General features: G+C 60.1%; 14 protein-coding genes and 1 riboswitch. Of the genes, 11 read left to right on the top strand and 3 right to left on the bottom strand.

Annotated elements, in window-relative coordinates; translation table 11 throughout:
- The first annotated feature begins 81 nt into the window (after positions 1 to 81).
- The 11 genes from ftsZ to KCG45_RS01450 all read left to right on the top strand — a co-directional run bounded on the left by ftsZ (position 82) and on the right by KCG45_RS01450 (position 12884).
- Positions 82 to 1842 carry a cell division protein FtsZ gene (ftsZ, locus tag KCG45_RS01500; protein ID WP_218315380.1) on the top strand — a complete coding sequence of 587 codons (1761 nt, stop codon included), beginning with the start codon at positions 82 to 84 and terminating at the stop codon, positions 1840 to 1842.
- Positions 1843 to 1972: 130 nt separating this feature from the next.
- On the top strand, positions 1973 to 3337 hold the full coding sequence (locus KCG45_RS01495; protein WP_218316347.1) for an SPOR domain-containing protein: 1365 nt from the start codon (positions 1973 to 1975) through the stop codon (positions 3335 to 3337).
- A 144-nt stretch (positions 3338 to 3481) separates the two neighbouring features.
- Positions 3482 to 3988 carry a type III secretion system chaperone family protein gene (locus KCG45_RS01490; protein WP_218315379.1) on the top strand — a complete coding sequence of 169 codons (507 nt, stop codon included), beginning with the start codon at positions 3482 to 3484 and terminating at the stop codon, positions 3986 to 3988.
- A gap of 32 nt (positions 3989 to 4020) precedes the next feature.
- Entirely contained in the window at positions 4021 to 4833 is an 813-nt protein-coding gene (locus KCG45_RS01485) for a pyrroline-5-carboxylate reductase family protein (RefSeq protein WP_218315378.1), read from the top strand.
- Positions 4834 to 4977: 144 nt separating this feature from the next.
- The gene (locus KCG45_RS01480) at positions 4978 to 5727 is read left to right on the top strand and encodes a Bax inhibitor-1/YccA family protein (RefSeq protein WP_218315377.1); all 750 of its coding nucleotides are present in this window, start codon (positions 4978 to 4980) and stop codon (positions 5725 to 5727) included.
- A 187-nt stretch (positions 5728 to 5914) separates the two neighbouring features.
- Positions 5915 to 6883 (top strand): hypothetical protein, encoded by a 969-nt coding sequence (locus tag KCG45_RS01475; RefSeq protein ID WP_255547896.1) that lies wholly within the window; start codon positions 5915 to 5917, stop codon positions 6881 to 6883.
- An 80-nt stretch (positions 6884 to 6963) separates the two neighbouring features.
- Positions 6964 to 7151, top strand: a riboswitch (cobalamin riboswitch).
- Between the two features lie 116 nt (positions 7152 to 7267).
- The gene (locus tag KCG45_RS01470) at positions 7268 to 9196 is read left to right on the top strand and encodes a TonB-dependent receptor plug domain-containing protein (protein WP_218315376.1); all 1929 of its coding nucleotides are present in this window, start codon (positions 7268 to 7270) and stop codon (positions 9194 to 9196) included.
- Positions 9197 to 9259: 63 nt separating this feature from the next.
- Positions 9260 to 10318, top strand: coding sequence for a GTPase ObgE (obgE, locus tag KCG45_RS01465; protein ID WP_218315375.1), 1059 nt, complete (start codon positions 9260 to 9262; stop codon positions 10316 to 10318).
- A complete protein-coding gene (proB, locus tag KCG45_RS01460; protein WP_218315374.1) occupies positions 10293 to 11444 on the top strand; it encodes a glutamate 5-kinase in 1152 nt (383 codons plus the stop codon). The genes obgE and proB overlap by 26 nt, the downstream gene beginning before the upstream one ends.
- Positions 11441 to 12352, top strand: coding sequence for an NAD-dependent epimerase/dehydratase family protein (locus KCG45_RS01455; protein ID WP_218315373.1), 912 nt, complete (start codon positions 11441 to 11443; stop codon positions 12350 to 12352). Before proB ends, KCG45_RS01455 begins: the two co-directional genes overlap by 4 nt.
- A 106-nt stretch (positions 12353 to 12458) precedes the next feature.
- Positions 12459 to 12884: a hypothetical protein gene (locus KCG45_RS01450; RefSeq protein WP_218315372.1), complete on the top strand. Its 426-nt coding sequence runs from the start codon at positions 12459 to 12461 to the stop codon at positions 12882 to 12884.
- 67 nt (positions 12885 to 12951) lie between these two features.
- Here the strand turns inward: KCG45_RS01450 and KCG45_RS01445 are convergent, their stop codons facing one another.
- The 3 genes from KCG45_RS01445 to KCG45_RS01435 all read right to left on the bottom strand — a co-directional run bounded on the left by KCG45_RS01445 (position 12952) and on the right by KCG45_RS01435 (position 15915).
- Positions 12952 to 13749 carry a phosphoadenylyl-sulfate reductase gene (locus tag KCG45_RS01445; RefSeq protein ID WP_218315371.1) on the bottom strand — a complete coding sequence of 266 codons (798 nt, stop codon included), beginning with the start codon at positions 13747 to 13749 and terminating at the stop codon, positions 12952 to 12954.
- Positions 13742 to 14194 carry a DUF934 domain-containing protein gene (locus KCG45_RS01440; protein WP_218315370.1) on the bottom strand — a complete coding sequence of 151 codons (453 nt, stop codon included), beginning with the start codon at positions 14192 to 14194 and terminating at the stop codon, positions 13742 to 13744. Before KCG45_RS01440 ends, KCG45_RS01445 begins: the two co-directional genes overlap by 8 nt.
- Positions 14195 to 14280: 86 nt before the next feature.
- Positions 14281 to 15915, bottom strand: a complete 1635-nt coding sequence (locus tag KCG45_RS01435; RefSeq protein ID WP_218315369.1) for a nitrite/sulfite reductase — start codon at positions 15913 to 15915, stop codon at positions 14281 to 14283.

The following is a 15915-nucleotide window of genomic DNA, read 5'->3' as shown; positions in this document are numbered from 1 at the left end:
TGTCACAAGCGATTTAACGAACGGCAAGGCCAGGCGGTAGATAAAACAGGGACGCCCCCGCCTGCTTAAAGGAAGAACCAGATGAGCATCAATATCGGACCAGCAGCCAGCGACGACATGCGCCCGCGCATTACCGTGATCGGTATTGGCGGCGCAGGCGGCAACGCCATCGCCAACATGATCGCCTCCGACATCGAGGGCGTCGAATTCCTGGTGGCGAACACCGATGCGCAGGCGCTGAGCAGCAGCCCGGCAGAAAAGCGTATCCAGCTTGGTCCCGATATAACGGGCGGTCTTGGAGCAGGCGCTCGTCCAGAGGTGGGCAAGGCTGCCGCTGAGGAGACCGTCGCAGAGCTTGAAGAAGCTCTCGAGGGCGTGAACATGGTCTTCATCGCGGCTGGTATGGGCGGCGGCACCGGTACCGGTGCGGCACCTGTCATTGCCGAGGCTGCCCGGCGCAAGGGTGTGCTGACAGTGGGCGTGGTGACGAAACCGTTCCTGTTTGAAGGCACGCGCCGCATGCGCGCTGCCGAAGCAGGCATCGAAGAATTGCAGGACCACGTCGACACGCTCATCGTAATCCCGAACCAGAACCTGTTCCTGATCGCCAGCCCGGAAACGACTTTCAAGGAAGCATTCGGCCTTGCCGACGAGGTGCTGCAACAGGGCGTTCGTTCGATCACCGACCTGATGGTGATGCCCGGACTGATCAATCTCGATTTTGCCGATGTCCGCTCCGTGATGAGCGAAATGGGCAAGGCCATGATGGGCACGGGCGAGGGTGAAGGTGAAAACCGCGCGCTCGATGCCGCCGAACAGGCAATCGCGAACCCGCTGCTCGACGGAGTGAGCATGCAGGGCGCGAAAGGGGTCATCATTTCGATCCTGGGCGGTGAAGACATGAAACTGCTTGAGGTCGACGAAGCGGCTAACCACATCCGCGAGCTTGTCGATGAAGACGCAAACATCATCTGGGGAAGCGCGTTCAACCCTGATCTCGAAGGCAAGATCCGCGTGTCGGTCGTCGCGACAGGGATCGAGCAGAGCGCCGCTGGAAAAGCGGAGCGATCGCAGCCGGTTTCTCTGTCCAATGCCCGCGCGCCCAAGCGCCCGATCCTGGATCTGGGCACGACCAGCGAAGAACCGGTTGCCAAAACGCCGCTCGATCTCGCCGAACCCGAGCCGGAAGTTGAACCGGCGATCGAAGCTATCCCCGAACCAGCAAACGAAGCTGAGCCCTTCGACCTGACAGGAATGCAAGCGGGAGACGACATGGGCGAAGATGGCGACGACGTTGATGACATCGTCGATCCACTCGCCGGTCTGCGCGATGCAGAAGACGACGAGTATAATCTCGGCGGCGCAGGCGATAGCGGTTCCTTGGCCGAGCCCACCGAAGATGGCAATTTCGGTTCGGCTGGCGAGGGTGGATTCTCCAGCACGTCCGCGGATGCTGACGATGATGAGGAACCTCTCGAACTGGGTGGCGAATATGCCGCTGATGGAGATCTCGGGGCGGACGACGATCTGCTCGGAAATGCAGATCGTCTTGCCGCCGATGACAATCCGGTCGAAGCTCGCGGCGGCGGTGAACGCAAGCCCGGCCTGTTCGGAGGCGGTTCCTCAAGTGCAGGAGCTGGCACAGGCGACGGAAGTGGGCCCGGCGATGCTGGGTCTGACAAAGCTGCTGGTGCTGCCGCCACGGGCAGCACTCTGTTCGAACGCATGGCGAACCTTTCGCGAAGCGGCTCGGATGACAAGGGCGAAGACGATGAAGACGGTGATGACGATGGTCCAGCGCTCAGCATCCCGCGCTTCCTGGGTCGCCAAAACAACCAGTAATCACACGCATCGCGTCCGCAATACGGATTCCCCGTTGTCGGCGTTTGGGCGGGCGCTCGGTGCTATTCGCCTCGCATTCAGGCGGAATGCTCTAGCGCGCGGCGAGAATCCGATTAGCTGATTGACTGATATGACGTTTCCGTTTTTCCCGTTTTTCGATGCCACGGCCAAGCCGTTTTTCCTGCTTGGGACTGCGTTTGCGGCCTCTTTTCTGGTAATTGCCCCCGCCGCCGCGCAGGATGCGACGGCGCGCGCTGTCGTCCAGCCGCTCCCGTCGAAAGAAACGCAGGGACTTAATCGTGCATTGATGCGGCTCGCCAAGAGCCCGAATAGCGTCGATGCATTGATCGACGCAGGCGAGGCATCGGTAAAAGTCGGCGACCTCGATGCAGCCATTGGATTCTATGGACGTGCCGAGGATCTCTCACCGAATAACCCCCGTGTGAAGCTGGGAATGGCGAGTGTCTATCTACGCTCGGGCCGACCGGTCGACGCGCTTCCACTCTACGCCGCTGCACAAAGTGCGGGTGCGGCAGCGAAGGACTTGTTGAGCGACAGGGGGCTGGCTTTCGATCTGGTGGGCGATTCCGCTGGTGCGCAAGCCGCGTATAAGCGGGCGATAACCCTAAGTCCCGAGGATATGGAAGCACGCCGCCGTCTCGCGCTCAGCTACGCGATCACCGGCAATCGCGCCGGTTTTGAAGATACGCTGCGGCCAATGCTTGATCGGCGCGATCTGGCATCGTTCCGGACGCGGGCGTTCGGTCTCGCGATCCTGGGCGAACAGGACAGGGCGTCGGCGATTGTTGACGCAGTCATGCCTCGCGATCTCGCGGGTCGGATCACGCCTTATCTTGCGTACATGCCGCGACTGACCCGTTCACAGCAAGCTGCGGCGGCGAATCTAGGTATATTCCCGCGCGCTGCGGATATCGGCAGGGACGACCCGCGGATCGCTGCCTTCGTCAGCGGTGCTGGCGATAGCGGTCCGGTTCGGGATGTCGCGAGCAGGTTGGAACCTGCAGGCGAACCGTTAGGCGCGCAAAGACAGGCGGCGGTTCAAAGCGAACCGACCGCAGCGCAGCCAGCAAGCGTCGCAGATGCGTTTGCGGACATGGGAAGCGGATCATTGCCCGATGCAGCAGCAACCGGGAATGCAGTCAATCTTGCCGCGCTTGAGATTCCCCGTGAAGTCGAACAGGCGGAGACTCCCACCAAACCTGCACATCCCAGTCGGATCTGGGTGCAGGTCGCCACGGGCCGCGACATAGCGGCTTTGAAATTCGACTGGCGGCGCTTAGCCGGCCGAGCCCCCGATCTGCTTGGCGAGTTTGACGCTCATGTGACACCATGGGGTCAAGCCAACAGGCTGCTCGCGGGGCCGGTTGCAGACCGGTCAGAGGCCCGTGACCTGATCAATGCTCTCAAAGAGAAGGGCATTGACGCTTTCCGGTTCGAGAGTTTGGAAGGCACTGAAATAAAAGAATTAAAGTAAGAAGATTGGGTCATCCACCGCTTTCTGTGCACAAGCTTTGAACAGGCGAAAAGCGTTCTCCCCAGCCGCGCTGCATAGCTAGATTGCCAAAAGACCGCTTGTGCAGGCATCCCTGCAATCGATGATTAACGAGACCTCAACCACATGAGAGCGCGCGAGCATGATTTCTCTGCGCAGGATGATGCCGCGCCCGTCGACATGCTTGCGGCATTGTTCGAGGCGCGCGGCTGGACCTGCGAGGTGGTGTCCGACGACGAGATGGTCGGAGAGGTTCAGGGCAGCTGGGCAAAGTATCAGCTGCGGGCGATCTGGCGGGCGCAGGACAATGTCCTGCAATTCCTTTGTCTCCCCGATATCCGCGTCCAGGATGAAAAGAAGCAGCGCGCCTATGAACTTTTGAGCCTCGTCAACGAACAGATGTGGCTCGGCCATTTCGATATCTGGTCGAATGGCGAGGTCCTGCTTTACCGTCACGGAGCGCTGCTCGGCGATGACGGAATGCTCAGCCTGACGCAGGCGCAATCACTGGTTGAAAACGCGATTGATGAATGTGACCGGTTTTATCCGGCATTTCAGTTCGTGCTGTGGGGAGACAAGGACCCGCGCGCCGCACTGGATGCAGCGATGGTTGACGCGGCCGGCGAAGCATAGGCAAAGGTTTCGCCGAAAGGTGGTTCTGCTGCATGGTCGAGATCAAGAAGCTCCTCATCATCGGATGCGGCAACATGGGCGGGGCGATGCTCGCGGGTTGGCTTGCCGCGGGATATGATCCCGCGCGGTTTGCCGTTCTCGATCCCGCGCTCGGCGACGCACCGGAGGGCGTTGCGCTCTATCGCTCCCCAGAGGAAGCGGAAACGGCGGGCGATCATGACGCAGTGCTGCTCGGGTTCAAGCCTCAGCAATTGGGAGCGCTCGCGCCTGGCTTGCAGAGCCTCACGTCCGAGGGCGTTGTGGTATATTCGTTGCTCGCTGGGCTTACGCTGGCCCAGCTCGAAACTGCGTTTCCCGGTGCACGGGCGCATGTGCGGGTGATGCCCAACCTCGCCTCGCGCATTAACAAATCGCCTATTATTCTGCTCGAGAAAGGCCTTCAGCCTCCCGAACGGAGCATTGCATACGAATTCTTCGATAGCCTCGGCACCGCGCTGTGGCTGGATGATGAAGGACAATTCGACCTGGTCACCGCCTTGGCCGGTTCCGGGCCCGGCTTCGTTTACCGCTTCATCGATGCGCTTGTCGGGGCGGCCGTTGAGCTGGGCTTGGTGCGCGAGCAAGCGGAGGCGCTTGCATTGAGCATGGTGGAGGGAGCGTCAGCCTTGGCAGCGGGAGAAACGATCTCTCCGGGAGAGCTTGCGGAACGGGTCGCCAGCCCAGGCGGCATGACCCGCGAAGGTCTGAATGTGCTCGATAAAGACGAGGCACTGCACAAGTTGCTGGTCGAAACCCTACAGGCGACGGCTGAGCGTGGCGCGCAACTTTCAGCTGGAAGCGATTGATTATTTGGGAAATTGACGCACCGATCAGGGTTAATGCCTGTCAATATGTTCGTACCGGTTTCACTTGAAATTCTGCGGCAAAACACCGATATTATTCGGGAAAGGCGCGGCAAGTCGCGCCGTCAATGGAGTTAGGGATCCAATATGGCTGATTGGAAGAACACACAGCGCACCGGATTTGGCTCGGTGCCGCGCGCCGGCGGCGATGTCGCTGGTGTCACTTATGACGAGGGTCTGCGTAAGCACATGCTCTCGATTTACAACTATATGGCTTCCGGCGTCCTCTGGACCGGTATCGTGGCCATCCTGTTCTCGTGGGGCGGTATGGAATCGCCTGCGGCATGGCTTGCCATCAATGGCGGCATCCTGCTGTGGGTCGTGAAACTTTCGCCGCTCGCTTTCGTGCTCGCGATGAGCTTTGGCCTGCACAAGATGAGCCAGTCGACGCTGCAGATCGTTTTCTGGTCTTTTGCAACCGTCATGGGGCTGTCCCTTTCGACGATCTTCCTCGTTTACACAGGTGAATCGATCGCCGTGACATTCTTTGCAACGGCTGGTGCTTTTGCCGGTCTGTCGCTGTTCGGTTATACCACTAAGAAGGACATGTCGGGTTTCGGCAGCTTCCTCATCATGGGTGTTGTCGGGCTCATCATCGCGAGCGTCATCAACATTTTCCTGCAGTCCGAGGCATTCGCATTCGTGATCAGCGGGATCGGCGTTCTCGTCTTTGCTGCACTGACGGCATATGATACGCAACGACTGAAGAATGAATATCAGTACGTGCGCGGAACCGAATTCGCCGGCAAGGCCGTGATCATGGGCGCGACGAGCCTGTATCTCGACTTCGTCAACATGTTCATGTTCCTGCTTCAATTCCTCGGCAATCGCGACTGATTTAGAGGCATTGACCTGATCGGAGGCACGGTTCCTCGATCAAACTGGTGACATCTTGAATGCCCGGGCCCTTAGCGGGGTTCCGGGCATTTTCTTTGCCTGTGTTTGGGATTATCAAAACAGCCTTAATATCATGGTAATGCGGCGTCGGGCATGATCCGGCATCGGCAATGAGAGAGTACACAATATGACACATGCGGATGGTCGCCCAGCAAGTGCCTTGCAACACCACGAAAAGCCTTCGTCGGGAATTCGGATCACCTCGATCGCCATCGCGACAGCGATGCTGGGAGCGTGCGCAACGCCTCCCCCTCCGCCGCCTCCACCGCCGCCTCCGCCTCCTCAGGTGGAGGCCGTTCCCTATCGCCCGCTTCCCCCTGGCGGAGCTGCTTACGTCATGAACATTCCGCAGCGTGGGGCAGATGGGATGCATCTCACGGTCAACCGCAGTATCACCGAAGATGAGAAGGTCTGGTATTTCCGCTCTGGCTGGAACGTGGCTGCACTGAACTGCACCGCCCCGCAGTATCAGCCGATACTCGACGGCTACAGCGCGTATATCAAGGATCACGCGAGGACGTTGAAGCGGCTAAATGATCGCATCGACCAGATGTACCGGCAGCAGGGCTCCTCGCGGCGTCAGGCCATGCGCACCCGCGAAGCGCAGATGACGAGCGTTTACAATTATTGGGCCCTACCGCCTGCGCGCGCCGGTTTCTGCCGCGCAGCGCTCGATATGTCGAACCGGGCCATGGCGGCTCCGCCAGAGGATGCGGTGGCCTTCGCACTGGCCAATTTCGACGCACTTGAAGCGCCGTTTGAGAAATTCTTCGCAGAATACCAAGAGTATCGCCAACTCTCGGCGGATTGGGACGCGAAATACGGTCGGCAATACGGACCATCTCAGCCTGGCTGGGTCGCGGTGCAGACTGCGCGCGCGAATGGTGCCATAATCCCGACCGTGGGCGCGAGCGCGCCGACCGCAACGCTCGCCTCGCCCTCTTCGGTGAGCGGCACGGTGGTGCAGAGCCAATCCGGTGCGGAAGTTCCTGTGGTGCCGGTCGACGAGAACGTGGTCTCTCAGCCTGTCGTGGAGCCAATCCCGAGTGACGGGCAGGCAGCCGCCACGGCGCCCGCACCTCGTGGTATTCGGTAAGATGCAGCATTAAGCGAATTTCGCACAACGAATGGGCAGGCGGTCCGAGGCCGCTTGCCCATTCGCTTTTGCCACGCTAATTCATCCTTCATCACTTCGGTAACGGGAACGCGGTTCGAATCCGCGGCTGTCCCTGCAACTGTAAGCGGCGAGTGTTCGTTTCGTGTGGCTCATTTCGGGCCGCAGCCACTGAGGGAAACCTTGGGAAGGTGAGATGCAGACGCGCTGACCCGCAAGCCAGGAGACCGACCGAGGCGTGTCGCTTGTTGCCTGGTTCAGGGATTGATCCGGCGCGAAGACCTTTCGTTTCGAGCGACGATTAGCTGGCCGTGCAGGAGTTTCTCCTCACGTCCAATCGTGTTGCTTGAGCGGGAGGAATCCTCAGTGGGAAAGAAATTGAAGTCATGCGGTGTCGCGATTGCGGCACTCGGTTGGTGCACGCCGATATTGGCGCAGGACTTGGCCGTGGAACGGTCCGATCGGGCCGAAGATCCAGAAGTGCTGGTGACGGCGAGCCGTACCGACAGATCGGTCGCGCTAGAGGACTATACCGGGTCCGCATCGATTATCTCGGCGCAGGATCTTGTCGACCGGCAGGTCCGCGATATTGGCGATGTGTTGCGCGACGTGCCGGGTGTGGCTGTCAGCTCAGTTGCGGGACAGACCCAGATCCGGTTGCGTGGTTTCGAAGCCAATCACGTGCTTGTCCTCGTCGACGGGATCGAGGTCTCGGATCCGTTTGCGGGCGAGTTCGATATCGGCACCTTGCAGGCCGAAATCGGAAGCCGAGTCGAGGTGCTGCGCGGGCCGCAATCGGCGCTTTACGGCAACGATGCGATCGGCGGCGTTGTCGCCTATGAAAGCGCCAGCGGCCGCGATCTCAACGGATTCGCCGCGAGGATCGAAGGCGGTACTGATGACACGGTCAACGGCTCGGCACGGGTCGGTCTTGTTGGTGGCCAATGGGACGCAGCCCTGTCTGCAACCGTGGTCAGCACCGATGGCCAACCGAATGCAAGAGGTGGCACGCGAGATATCGGGCGCGATAGCTACACCGCTTCGGGGAAGGGCGCGGTCGAGTTTGCCCCCGGTTTCGAGCTGCGCGCGGCGGGTCGTTTCATCCGCACCGAGGGCGATTTCAACGACAGCGATTTCGATCCGACCGCACCAACATTTGGCCTGGTGATCGATAGTCCGGGCACCCGGTTTAAGAATGATGCGATCTATGCCCTGATTGGCGCGCGTGCTTCGGTCCTAGATGATCGCTGGTCACATGATCTCTCCGCGCAGATTGCCGATATCAGCCGTGACAGCTTCGGACCGTTTGGGCGTACCAGCGGTAGCGAAGGCGACCGCTTGAAAGCGTCCTATGTCAGTGCCTTCGCAATTGACGGACGGCACAACCTGACCTTCGCCGCCGATTGGGAACGCGAACGGTTTCGCAACGATGATCCGTTCGGATTCGCGTCCGGCACCCGGCAGGAAATCGAGAATGTCGGGCTCGTCGGAGAATACCGGTTCAGCGGAGAACGTCTCGATATTGCGGCTGCGGTCCGCCACGATATCAATGATCGGTTCGCGGATGAGACCACGTTTCGTGTTGGCGCCGGCTTCGATGTCACAGCGAGCACCCGTTTGAGGGCAAGTGCGGGGTCAGGGATCAAGAACCCCGGATTTTTCGAGCTTTTCGGCTTTTTCGACGGGCAGTTCATCGGCAACGAGGACCTGACGCCTGAAAAGTCGAACAGCTGGGAGGTCGGTATCGATCAGCAGCTGGCGAATGGGGCTGTTACGCTTTCCGCCACCTATTTCGACAGCGAGCTGGAAAACGAGATTTTCACGACGTTTCCACCACCGGATTTCATAGCAACTCCGGCGAACCGTGACACCGAAAGCACGCAGCGCGGTGTCGAGGTTTCAGCCAGCGCCCGTCTCGGCGGCGGGTTCAGCCTCGATGCGGCATACAGCTTCCTCGATGCCGAAGAAGACGGGATCGAGGAAGTCCGACGGCCAGACAACATTGCCAGCGCAGCGGTCAGTTGGACACATCCTAGGGACGCAGCCTCGGCGACTCTCGTCGTGCGTCACAATGGTGAAGCGGAAGATCTGGCCTTCACAGATCCCAGCTTCATTCCCCTGCGCGTGACGCTCGACGATTACACGCTCGTGAACCTCAATGCGCGGGTCCAGCTGACGGACAGGATCGATGCGTTTGCGCGGGTCGAGAATATCTTCGATGAAACATTCGAGCAGGTGTTCAGCTTCGTTTCGCCGGGCCGGACCGCCACCGCCGGGCTCAGCGCGAGTTTCTGACAATCTGTCGGGCGCCCGTTCGAGAACGCTCGCTTTTTTCGGGAAAATGCATAGGTGGAAGCCATGCATTTTCTCGATCAGGCTAAAATCTATTTGAAATCGGGCGCGGGCGGACCTGGCGCGGTGAGTTTTCGGCGTGAGAAATATGTCGAATATGGCGGTCCCGACGGGGGCAATGGCGGAAAGGGCGGCGACATCGTGTTTGAAGCGGTGCAGGGCCTGAACACGCTCATCGACTTTCGCTACGCCCAGCATTTCAAGGCCAAGCGCGGCAATCATGGGCAGGGCCGCGATCAGACCGGCGCCGGGGCGCCCGACCTCATCGTCAAGGTTCCGGTAGGCACACAGGTCCTGTCCGAAGACAAGGAAGAAGTGCTCGCCGATTTCACCGAGATCGGCCAGCGGATTACTTTTCTCAAAGGCGGCATGGGCGGGCGCGGTAACGCATCTTACAAAAGCTCCACCAACCGCGCTCCGCGGCAGCACCAGCCGGGCGAAGCGGGCGAAGAGATGTGGGTCTGGCTGCGCCTGAAGCTGCTCGCCGATGTCGGCCTGCTGGGTCTCCCGAATGCTGGCAAATCCACCTTTATCAACGCGGTTTCGAACGCTGGCGCAAAGGTCGGCGATTATGCTTTTACCACCCTTATCCCAAAGCTTGGCGTGGTGCGGCACAAGGGGCGGGAATTCGTGCTCGCTGATATTCCGGGCCTGATCGAAGGGGCGGCGGATGGCGCGGGCATTGGCGACCGCTTCCTAGGCCATATCGAACGCTGCCGAGTGCTGATCCATCTGGTCGACATTGCGGGTGAAGATCCGGCGGAGGCCATGCGGACAGTGCAGGCTGAGCTGGCAGCTTACGGCGCAGGTCTTGAGGATAAACCGCAGCTCATCGCACTCAACAAGATGGATCTTGCAGACAAGGAACTGGGCCAGGCTTTCGCGCAGGAATTGATCGAGGCTGGCGCGGACAAGGTCTTCAACGTGTCGGGCGCGACCGGCGAAGGCATCGAGCAATTGCTCGACGCCGTGCTCGGCTATTTACCCGATCAGACCTCCACAGAGACCAACGCTGCGGAGCTTGAAAGCGAAGATGAGAATGGCAGTGAGTGGTCGCCAATCTGACGTGAAGCGCATCGAAGCGATCAGCGAGATAGGTTCGGCGCGGCGATTGGTCGTCAAGATCGGCAGCGCGCTGCTGGTGGAAGAGGGCAAGCCTGCGATTGAGCGGCTGAACTCTTTGGCGAAGGATCTGGCAACTCTTCGGGAGCAGGGCACCGACATCATTGTCGTCAGCTCCGGCGCGATTGCGTTGGGGGCAGCTCGATTGCGATTGCCGAAAGGCGGGCGTGCCAGCCTCGCCGATGCGCAGGCAGCGGCATCGGTCGGGCAGGTCGCTCTGGCGCAGCTATGGGCACAGGCGCTCGGCGACCATGACATTCTGGCGGCCCAAATGCTCGTCACGCTCGGCGATCTCGAGGATCGTCGGCGGTACCTGAATGCGGCAGCCACGCTCGAACGCCTGCTGGAAACCGGCGCGGTGCCGGTGGTAAACGAGAATGACAGCGTTGCGACGGAGGAAATCCGGTTTGGCGACAACGATCGGCTGGCGGCCCGCGTGGCGCAAGCGGCCCGCGCGGATGCCGTGTTGCTCCTGTCCGATGTCGATGGCCTTTTCGACCGGTCTCCAGATGAAGCAGGTGCAACGCTGATCGACCAGGTTGAAGGCGTAACGCCGGAGATACTGGCGATGGCAGGCGACGGCTCGTCTTCAGGATTGGGCTCGGGCGGAATGGCGTCCAAACTGGAAGCTGCACAGATCGCCGGGCGCGCTGGTATCATGCTTGCAATCATCAATGGCTCGCGGCTGTCGCCCATTGCCGGTGCGATTGCCTCCGATCGTGGCACGGTTTTCCTGCCAGTCCGGTCGGACAGCGCGCGCAAGGCATGGCTCGGCGGACGGCTGGCGCGCAAGGGCACGCTTATCGTTGATGCCGGTTGCGTTTCGGCCATCGCCAAGGGCGCAAGCCTGCTGGCTGCGGGAATGACACGGGTCGAGGGTGAGTTTCAGCGTGGCGATCTTGTACAGGTTGACGGACCAGGCGGAGAGGGACTGGGCCAGGGGTTGGTCGAATACAGCGCCGCAGAATGTCGCGCCATTTGCGGCCTGCGCGAAAGCGAACAGGAAGCAAAGCTAGGTTACGCTCCACGCGCAGCGGTCGTGCACCGCGACCACATGGTGCGATCATGAGCGTCGCAATTACCGGTGCGACCGGATTTGTCGGCAGCGCCGTCCTAGAGGTGGCCCGGCATAAACGGAGCGAAGTGCGTGCCTTGACGCGAAGGCCGCAGACCGATCAGCCGGGTGTGACTTGGGTCAAAGGAACTCTCGACGATAAGAGCGCCCTGCATGAGTTGATGCGGGGCACTAACGCCGTGATCCATATTGCGGGCCTCACAAACACTCCCAATCCCGCGCGGTTCGAGGCCGCGAATGTCGCCGGCACCGCCAATATGATCGCCGCTGCCAGGGCCGCGGGCGTCCGGCGATTCGTGTTCGTTTCTTCCCTATCTGCCCGCGAGCCCGAACTGTCTGCCTATGGCGCATCGAAAGCGCGCGCCGAGGAATTGGTCAAAGCGAGCGATCTCGATTGGACCATTGTGCGTCCTCCAGCAGTGTATGGCCCTCGCGATGCCGACATGTTCGAACTGTTCCGTGCGGCGAAATACGGGATCGTCCCGGTCCCGCCAGAGGGCCGAACGTCGATAATCCATGTCGAAGATTTGGCGCGGCTGCTCATCGCCCTGATACCCTACAGCCACATGGTGGCAGGCCAGGTTTTCGAGCCGTGGGATGACAATGCTTTCGGCTACGAGCATTCCGAGCTGGGCAAGATGATCGCAGAGGCGGTCGGTAATCCAAATGCGATCGCACCGAAGCTTCCGGCGGGCATTCTGCATCTCGCGGCGAGAGCGGACCAGGCCATTCGCGGTCCCATGGCGAAATTGACGCCCGACCGGGTCGGCTACATGCTCCACCCAGATTGGGTCTGCGATATGAAAAAGGCACCGCCGATTTCACTCTGGCAGGCGGTATGGTCCGGTGAAGATGGTCTGAAAATGACTGCCGAGTGGTACAAGGCCGAGGGCTGGCTTTAGCAGCGCCGCTTTGACGCGGACTGCGGTACGGGTATGACGCGCGTGGGTCGCATCAATCTCGGACCATGCGAAGCATGCGGGTCCGACATTTCCCTGGGGGTAACTTATGAGATACATCGCACTGGCGGGAGCACTGACCGCAGTTTCGGCCTGCACCGCCGCCGAAACCAACGAAGCTGCATCCGCAGATGCTACAGCTGTCGAAGAAACCGCAATTGTGGCCGAAACGGCTGCCGCCGATGGCGGTCCGTCCTATGGCACTTTCCGGATCACGCGGGCCAATGGCGACGTAATCGTCGAAGAGCTTGCGGAAGACGGAACATTCACCGCAACCGATCAGGATGGCGAGGTCACGACGGGCACCTACGAACAGAGATCGCCCAACGAATTCTGCTCAAAGGATGACGATGATGCAGAAATGACGTGCTACGCTGAAGAGGTCAATGACGAGGGCGTCTGGATCTCGACCGATCCGGATGACGGCGAATCCTCGACTGTGGAGCGCGTGACTGGGGACGTTGAGGCCGAATAAAGTTCGAAGGTTTACGATGCGACTGAAGAACGCCGCCCGGACCATAAATCCGGGCGGCGCTTTCGTTTTAGAGGAAGGGTTCTTCACCGGGCTTGTGGATGCCGCATTCAGTCTTGTCCCAGCCTTTCCAGCGGCCCGAACGCGGGTCTTGGCCATCGGCGACCTTGTTCGTGCATGGCTCGCAGCCGATCGATGGGAAACCTTGCGCGACGAGCGGGTGGCGCGGCAGATCGTGTTCTTCGAAATAGGCCTGAATATCTTTGGCCGACCAATCGATCAGCGGGTTGATCTTCAAGCGGCCCTGCTCGTCCGAACTGTCGACTTCGAACCGGGGCAGGTTGGCACGCGTTTCCGACTGGAATGCCTTGCGGCCCGTGAAGCTGGCGTCGAACTCGGCAAGAGCCTTTGCCAGCGGTTTGACTTTGCGTATTTCGCAGCAGCCGTCCGGATCGTACGACCAGCGCAGGCCAGTCTCATCCTTTGCCACGACCTCCGCTTCTTCCGGCTTGAGGATTTGCAGGTTGGTGAGGCCGAGCCTCTCGGCGACCTCATCGCGGTAGCGAATTGTCTCGGCAAAGTGCTTTCCCGTGTCGAGGAACAGCACCGGCACATTGGGGTCGACCTGCGCAATGAGGTGCAACAGGACTACACTTTCGGCGCCAAAGCTGGAAACAACCGCCAGATCGCCTGCGAGATTACCCTTGATGACGCCTTCGAGCATTTCTGCCGTCGAGCTGCCGCGGAACATCCGGTTGAGGCGCACCGCATCGTGATCGGAAAAACGCGGACTGGTGTCGATACGATCAATCGCCCGGTCGAGCGCTTCGTGCTGATCGAAGGGAGCGGAGCTTTCTGGCTTATTCATGGCGTAATTCCTGAATGGTTTTGCGGCCATCGGCGGCGCTTTGATAGACGTTGTCCCACGTCGCGAAAGCCTTGGCCGCGTCGTCTTCATCGAGACGTTTATCGGGCGCGAAGGCATCGAAACCGCAGCGCCGCATATGCGAAAGCTGATCGATCAGGACATCGCCGACCGCGCGCAATTCGCCTTGGTAGCCTGCCTCGCGCAATATCCGGGCGGCCGAATAGCCGCGCCCGTCGCCGAATGTGGGGAAATTGACCTCCACCAGGGCGAGCCGATCGAGAAAGGGGAGCAGAGCGCGCGCATCGTCACCAGGTTCAATCCGCACGGCGGTCGCGTTGGTCTGATCGCAGCACGCGTCGACGGTCACGGTGCCGTGATCGGCGACCTCGTCATCGCGGAACCGGAACTGGACGTCGTCGGGGGATGTGCCGAAATCATTTCCCATTATGGGTTCCTTGTGCGGTCTGTCCGCTCGCCTTGCCTTTGTGAGAATGAACTCTCGCTTCGGTCGGAGCGACGGCCCTGAGGTCATCATTTGCCATAAAGCGCCTCCTTGAAAGGTGTCATGCCGATACGGCGATAGGTGTCGAGGAAACGCTCGCCCTCCTCGCGTCTGGCGAGGTAAACGTCCGTGACGGTCTCGACTGCTTCGATCACGCCGTCCTCGTCGAAACCGGGCCCCGTAATCTTGGCGAGGCTGACATCCTCTGCCTCGCTGCCACCGAGCGAGAGTTGGTAGTTTTCTTTGCCCTTCTTATCGACGCCAAGGATGCCGATATGGCCCGCATGGTGGTGACCGCAGGCATTGATGCAGCCGGAGATTTTCAGCTTCAATTCGCCGAGTTCGCTCGTTTTGCCTGACTGGTCGAAGCTTTCCGAGATGCGCTGAGCCAAGGGGATAGAGCGAGCATTGGCGAGCGCGCAGTAATCGAGCCCGGGGCATGCGATGATGTCCTCGATCGTGTCGAGATTGGGTGCACCAAGATCGGCCGCATCAAGTTGTGTCCACAGCGCGTGGAGATCGGCGATCTTCACATGCGGCAGGACGATGTTCTGTGTGTGCATGACGCGCAGTTCGTCAAAGCTGTACTGCCTGGCGAGCCGCGCCATGATGCGGATCTGTTCGCCAGTCGCATCGCCGGGGATACCGCCGACCGGCTTGAGCGAAATCACTGCCGAGACATAGCTGTCGTGTTTGTGGCGCACTGTGTTGCGGTCAACCCATAGAGCGAAATCGGGGTCGGACCGATCGACGGTCTTGGGGCCATCCTCAAACGGTGGATCGGCAAAGAAAGGCTTGATCCGCTCCAGCTCCTCTCGCGGTGGTTCGACGCCCTGCTTGAGCAGGTGTGCGAATTCCTCTTCTACCTGGCGCGTGTATTCCTCCTTGCCGAGTTCGTGGACGAGGATCTTGATCCGCGCCTTGTACTTGTTATCGCGCCGTCCGTAGCGGTTGTAGACCCTGAGGCACGCCTCGGCATAGGTCACCAGTTGATCGAGCGGAACGAAATCGCGGATCATGGGCGCGATCATCGGGGTACGGCCCATCCCGCCGCCGACATAGAAGCGCGCGCCGATCTCGCCAGCGTCATTCTTGACTATCTGGATGCCGATGTCGTGTAGCCGCATCGCCGCACGGTCTTTTTCAGCCGCGATCACGGCAATTTTGAACTTGCGCGGCAGATACGTGAACTCCGGATGGAAGCTCGACCATTGGCGCAGCAGCTCCGCATAGGGTCGCGGATCGACCAACTCATCATGGGTCGCGCCGGCAAAGTGATCCGAAGAGATGTTGCGGATACAGTTTCCGCTGGTCTGGATTGCGTGCATTTCGACCTTGGACAGGTCTTCGAGGATGTCGGCCGCATCTTCCAGCTTGATCCAGTTATACTGGATGTTCTGACGGGTGGTGAAATGACCATATCCGCGGTCGTATTTATCGGCGATGTCGCCGAGCGCGGACATCTGGCGCGAATTGAGTGTGCCATAAGGGATGGCAACGCGCAGCATATAAGCGTGCAACTGCAAATACAGTCCGTTCATCAGCCGCAGCGGTTTGAACTGGTCTTCGGTCAGCTTGCCTTCGAGACGGCGTTTCGCCTGATCGCGAAATTCCTCGACGCGGGCATCGACCATCTGCTGGTCGTAATTGTCGTACTTGTACAT

The sequence above is a fragment of the Erythrobacter ani genome (assembly GCF_019204025.1).
Classification (GTDB): domain Bacteria; phylum Pseudomonadota; class Alphaproteobacteria; order Sphingomonadales; family Sphingomonadaceae; genus Erythrobacter; species Erythrobacter ani.
Note: the sequence above shows the minus strand (reverse complement) of the source record. Positions and strands in the feature narration are given on the sequence as shown.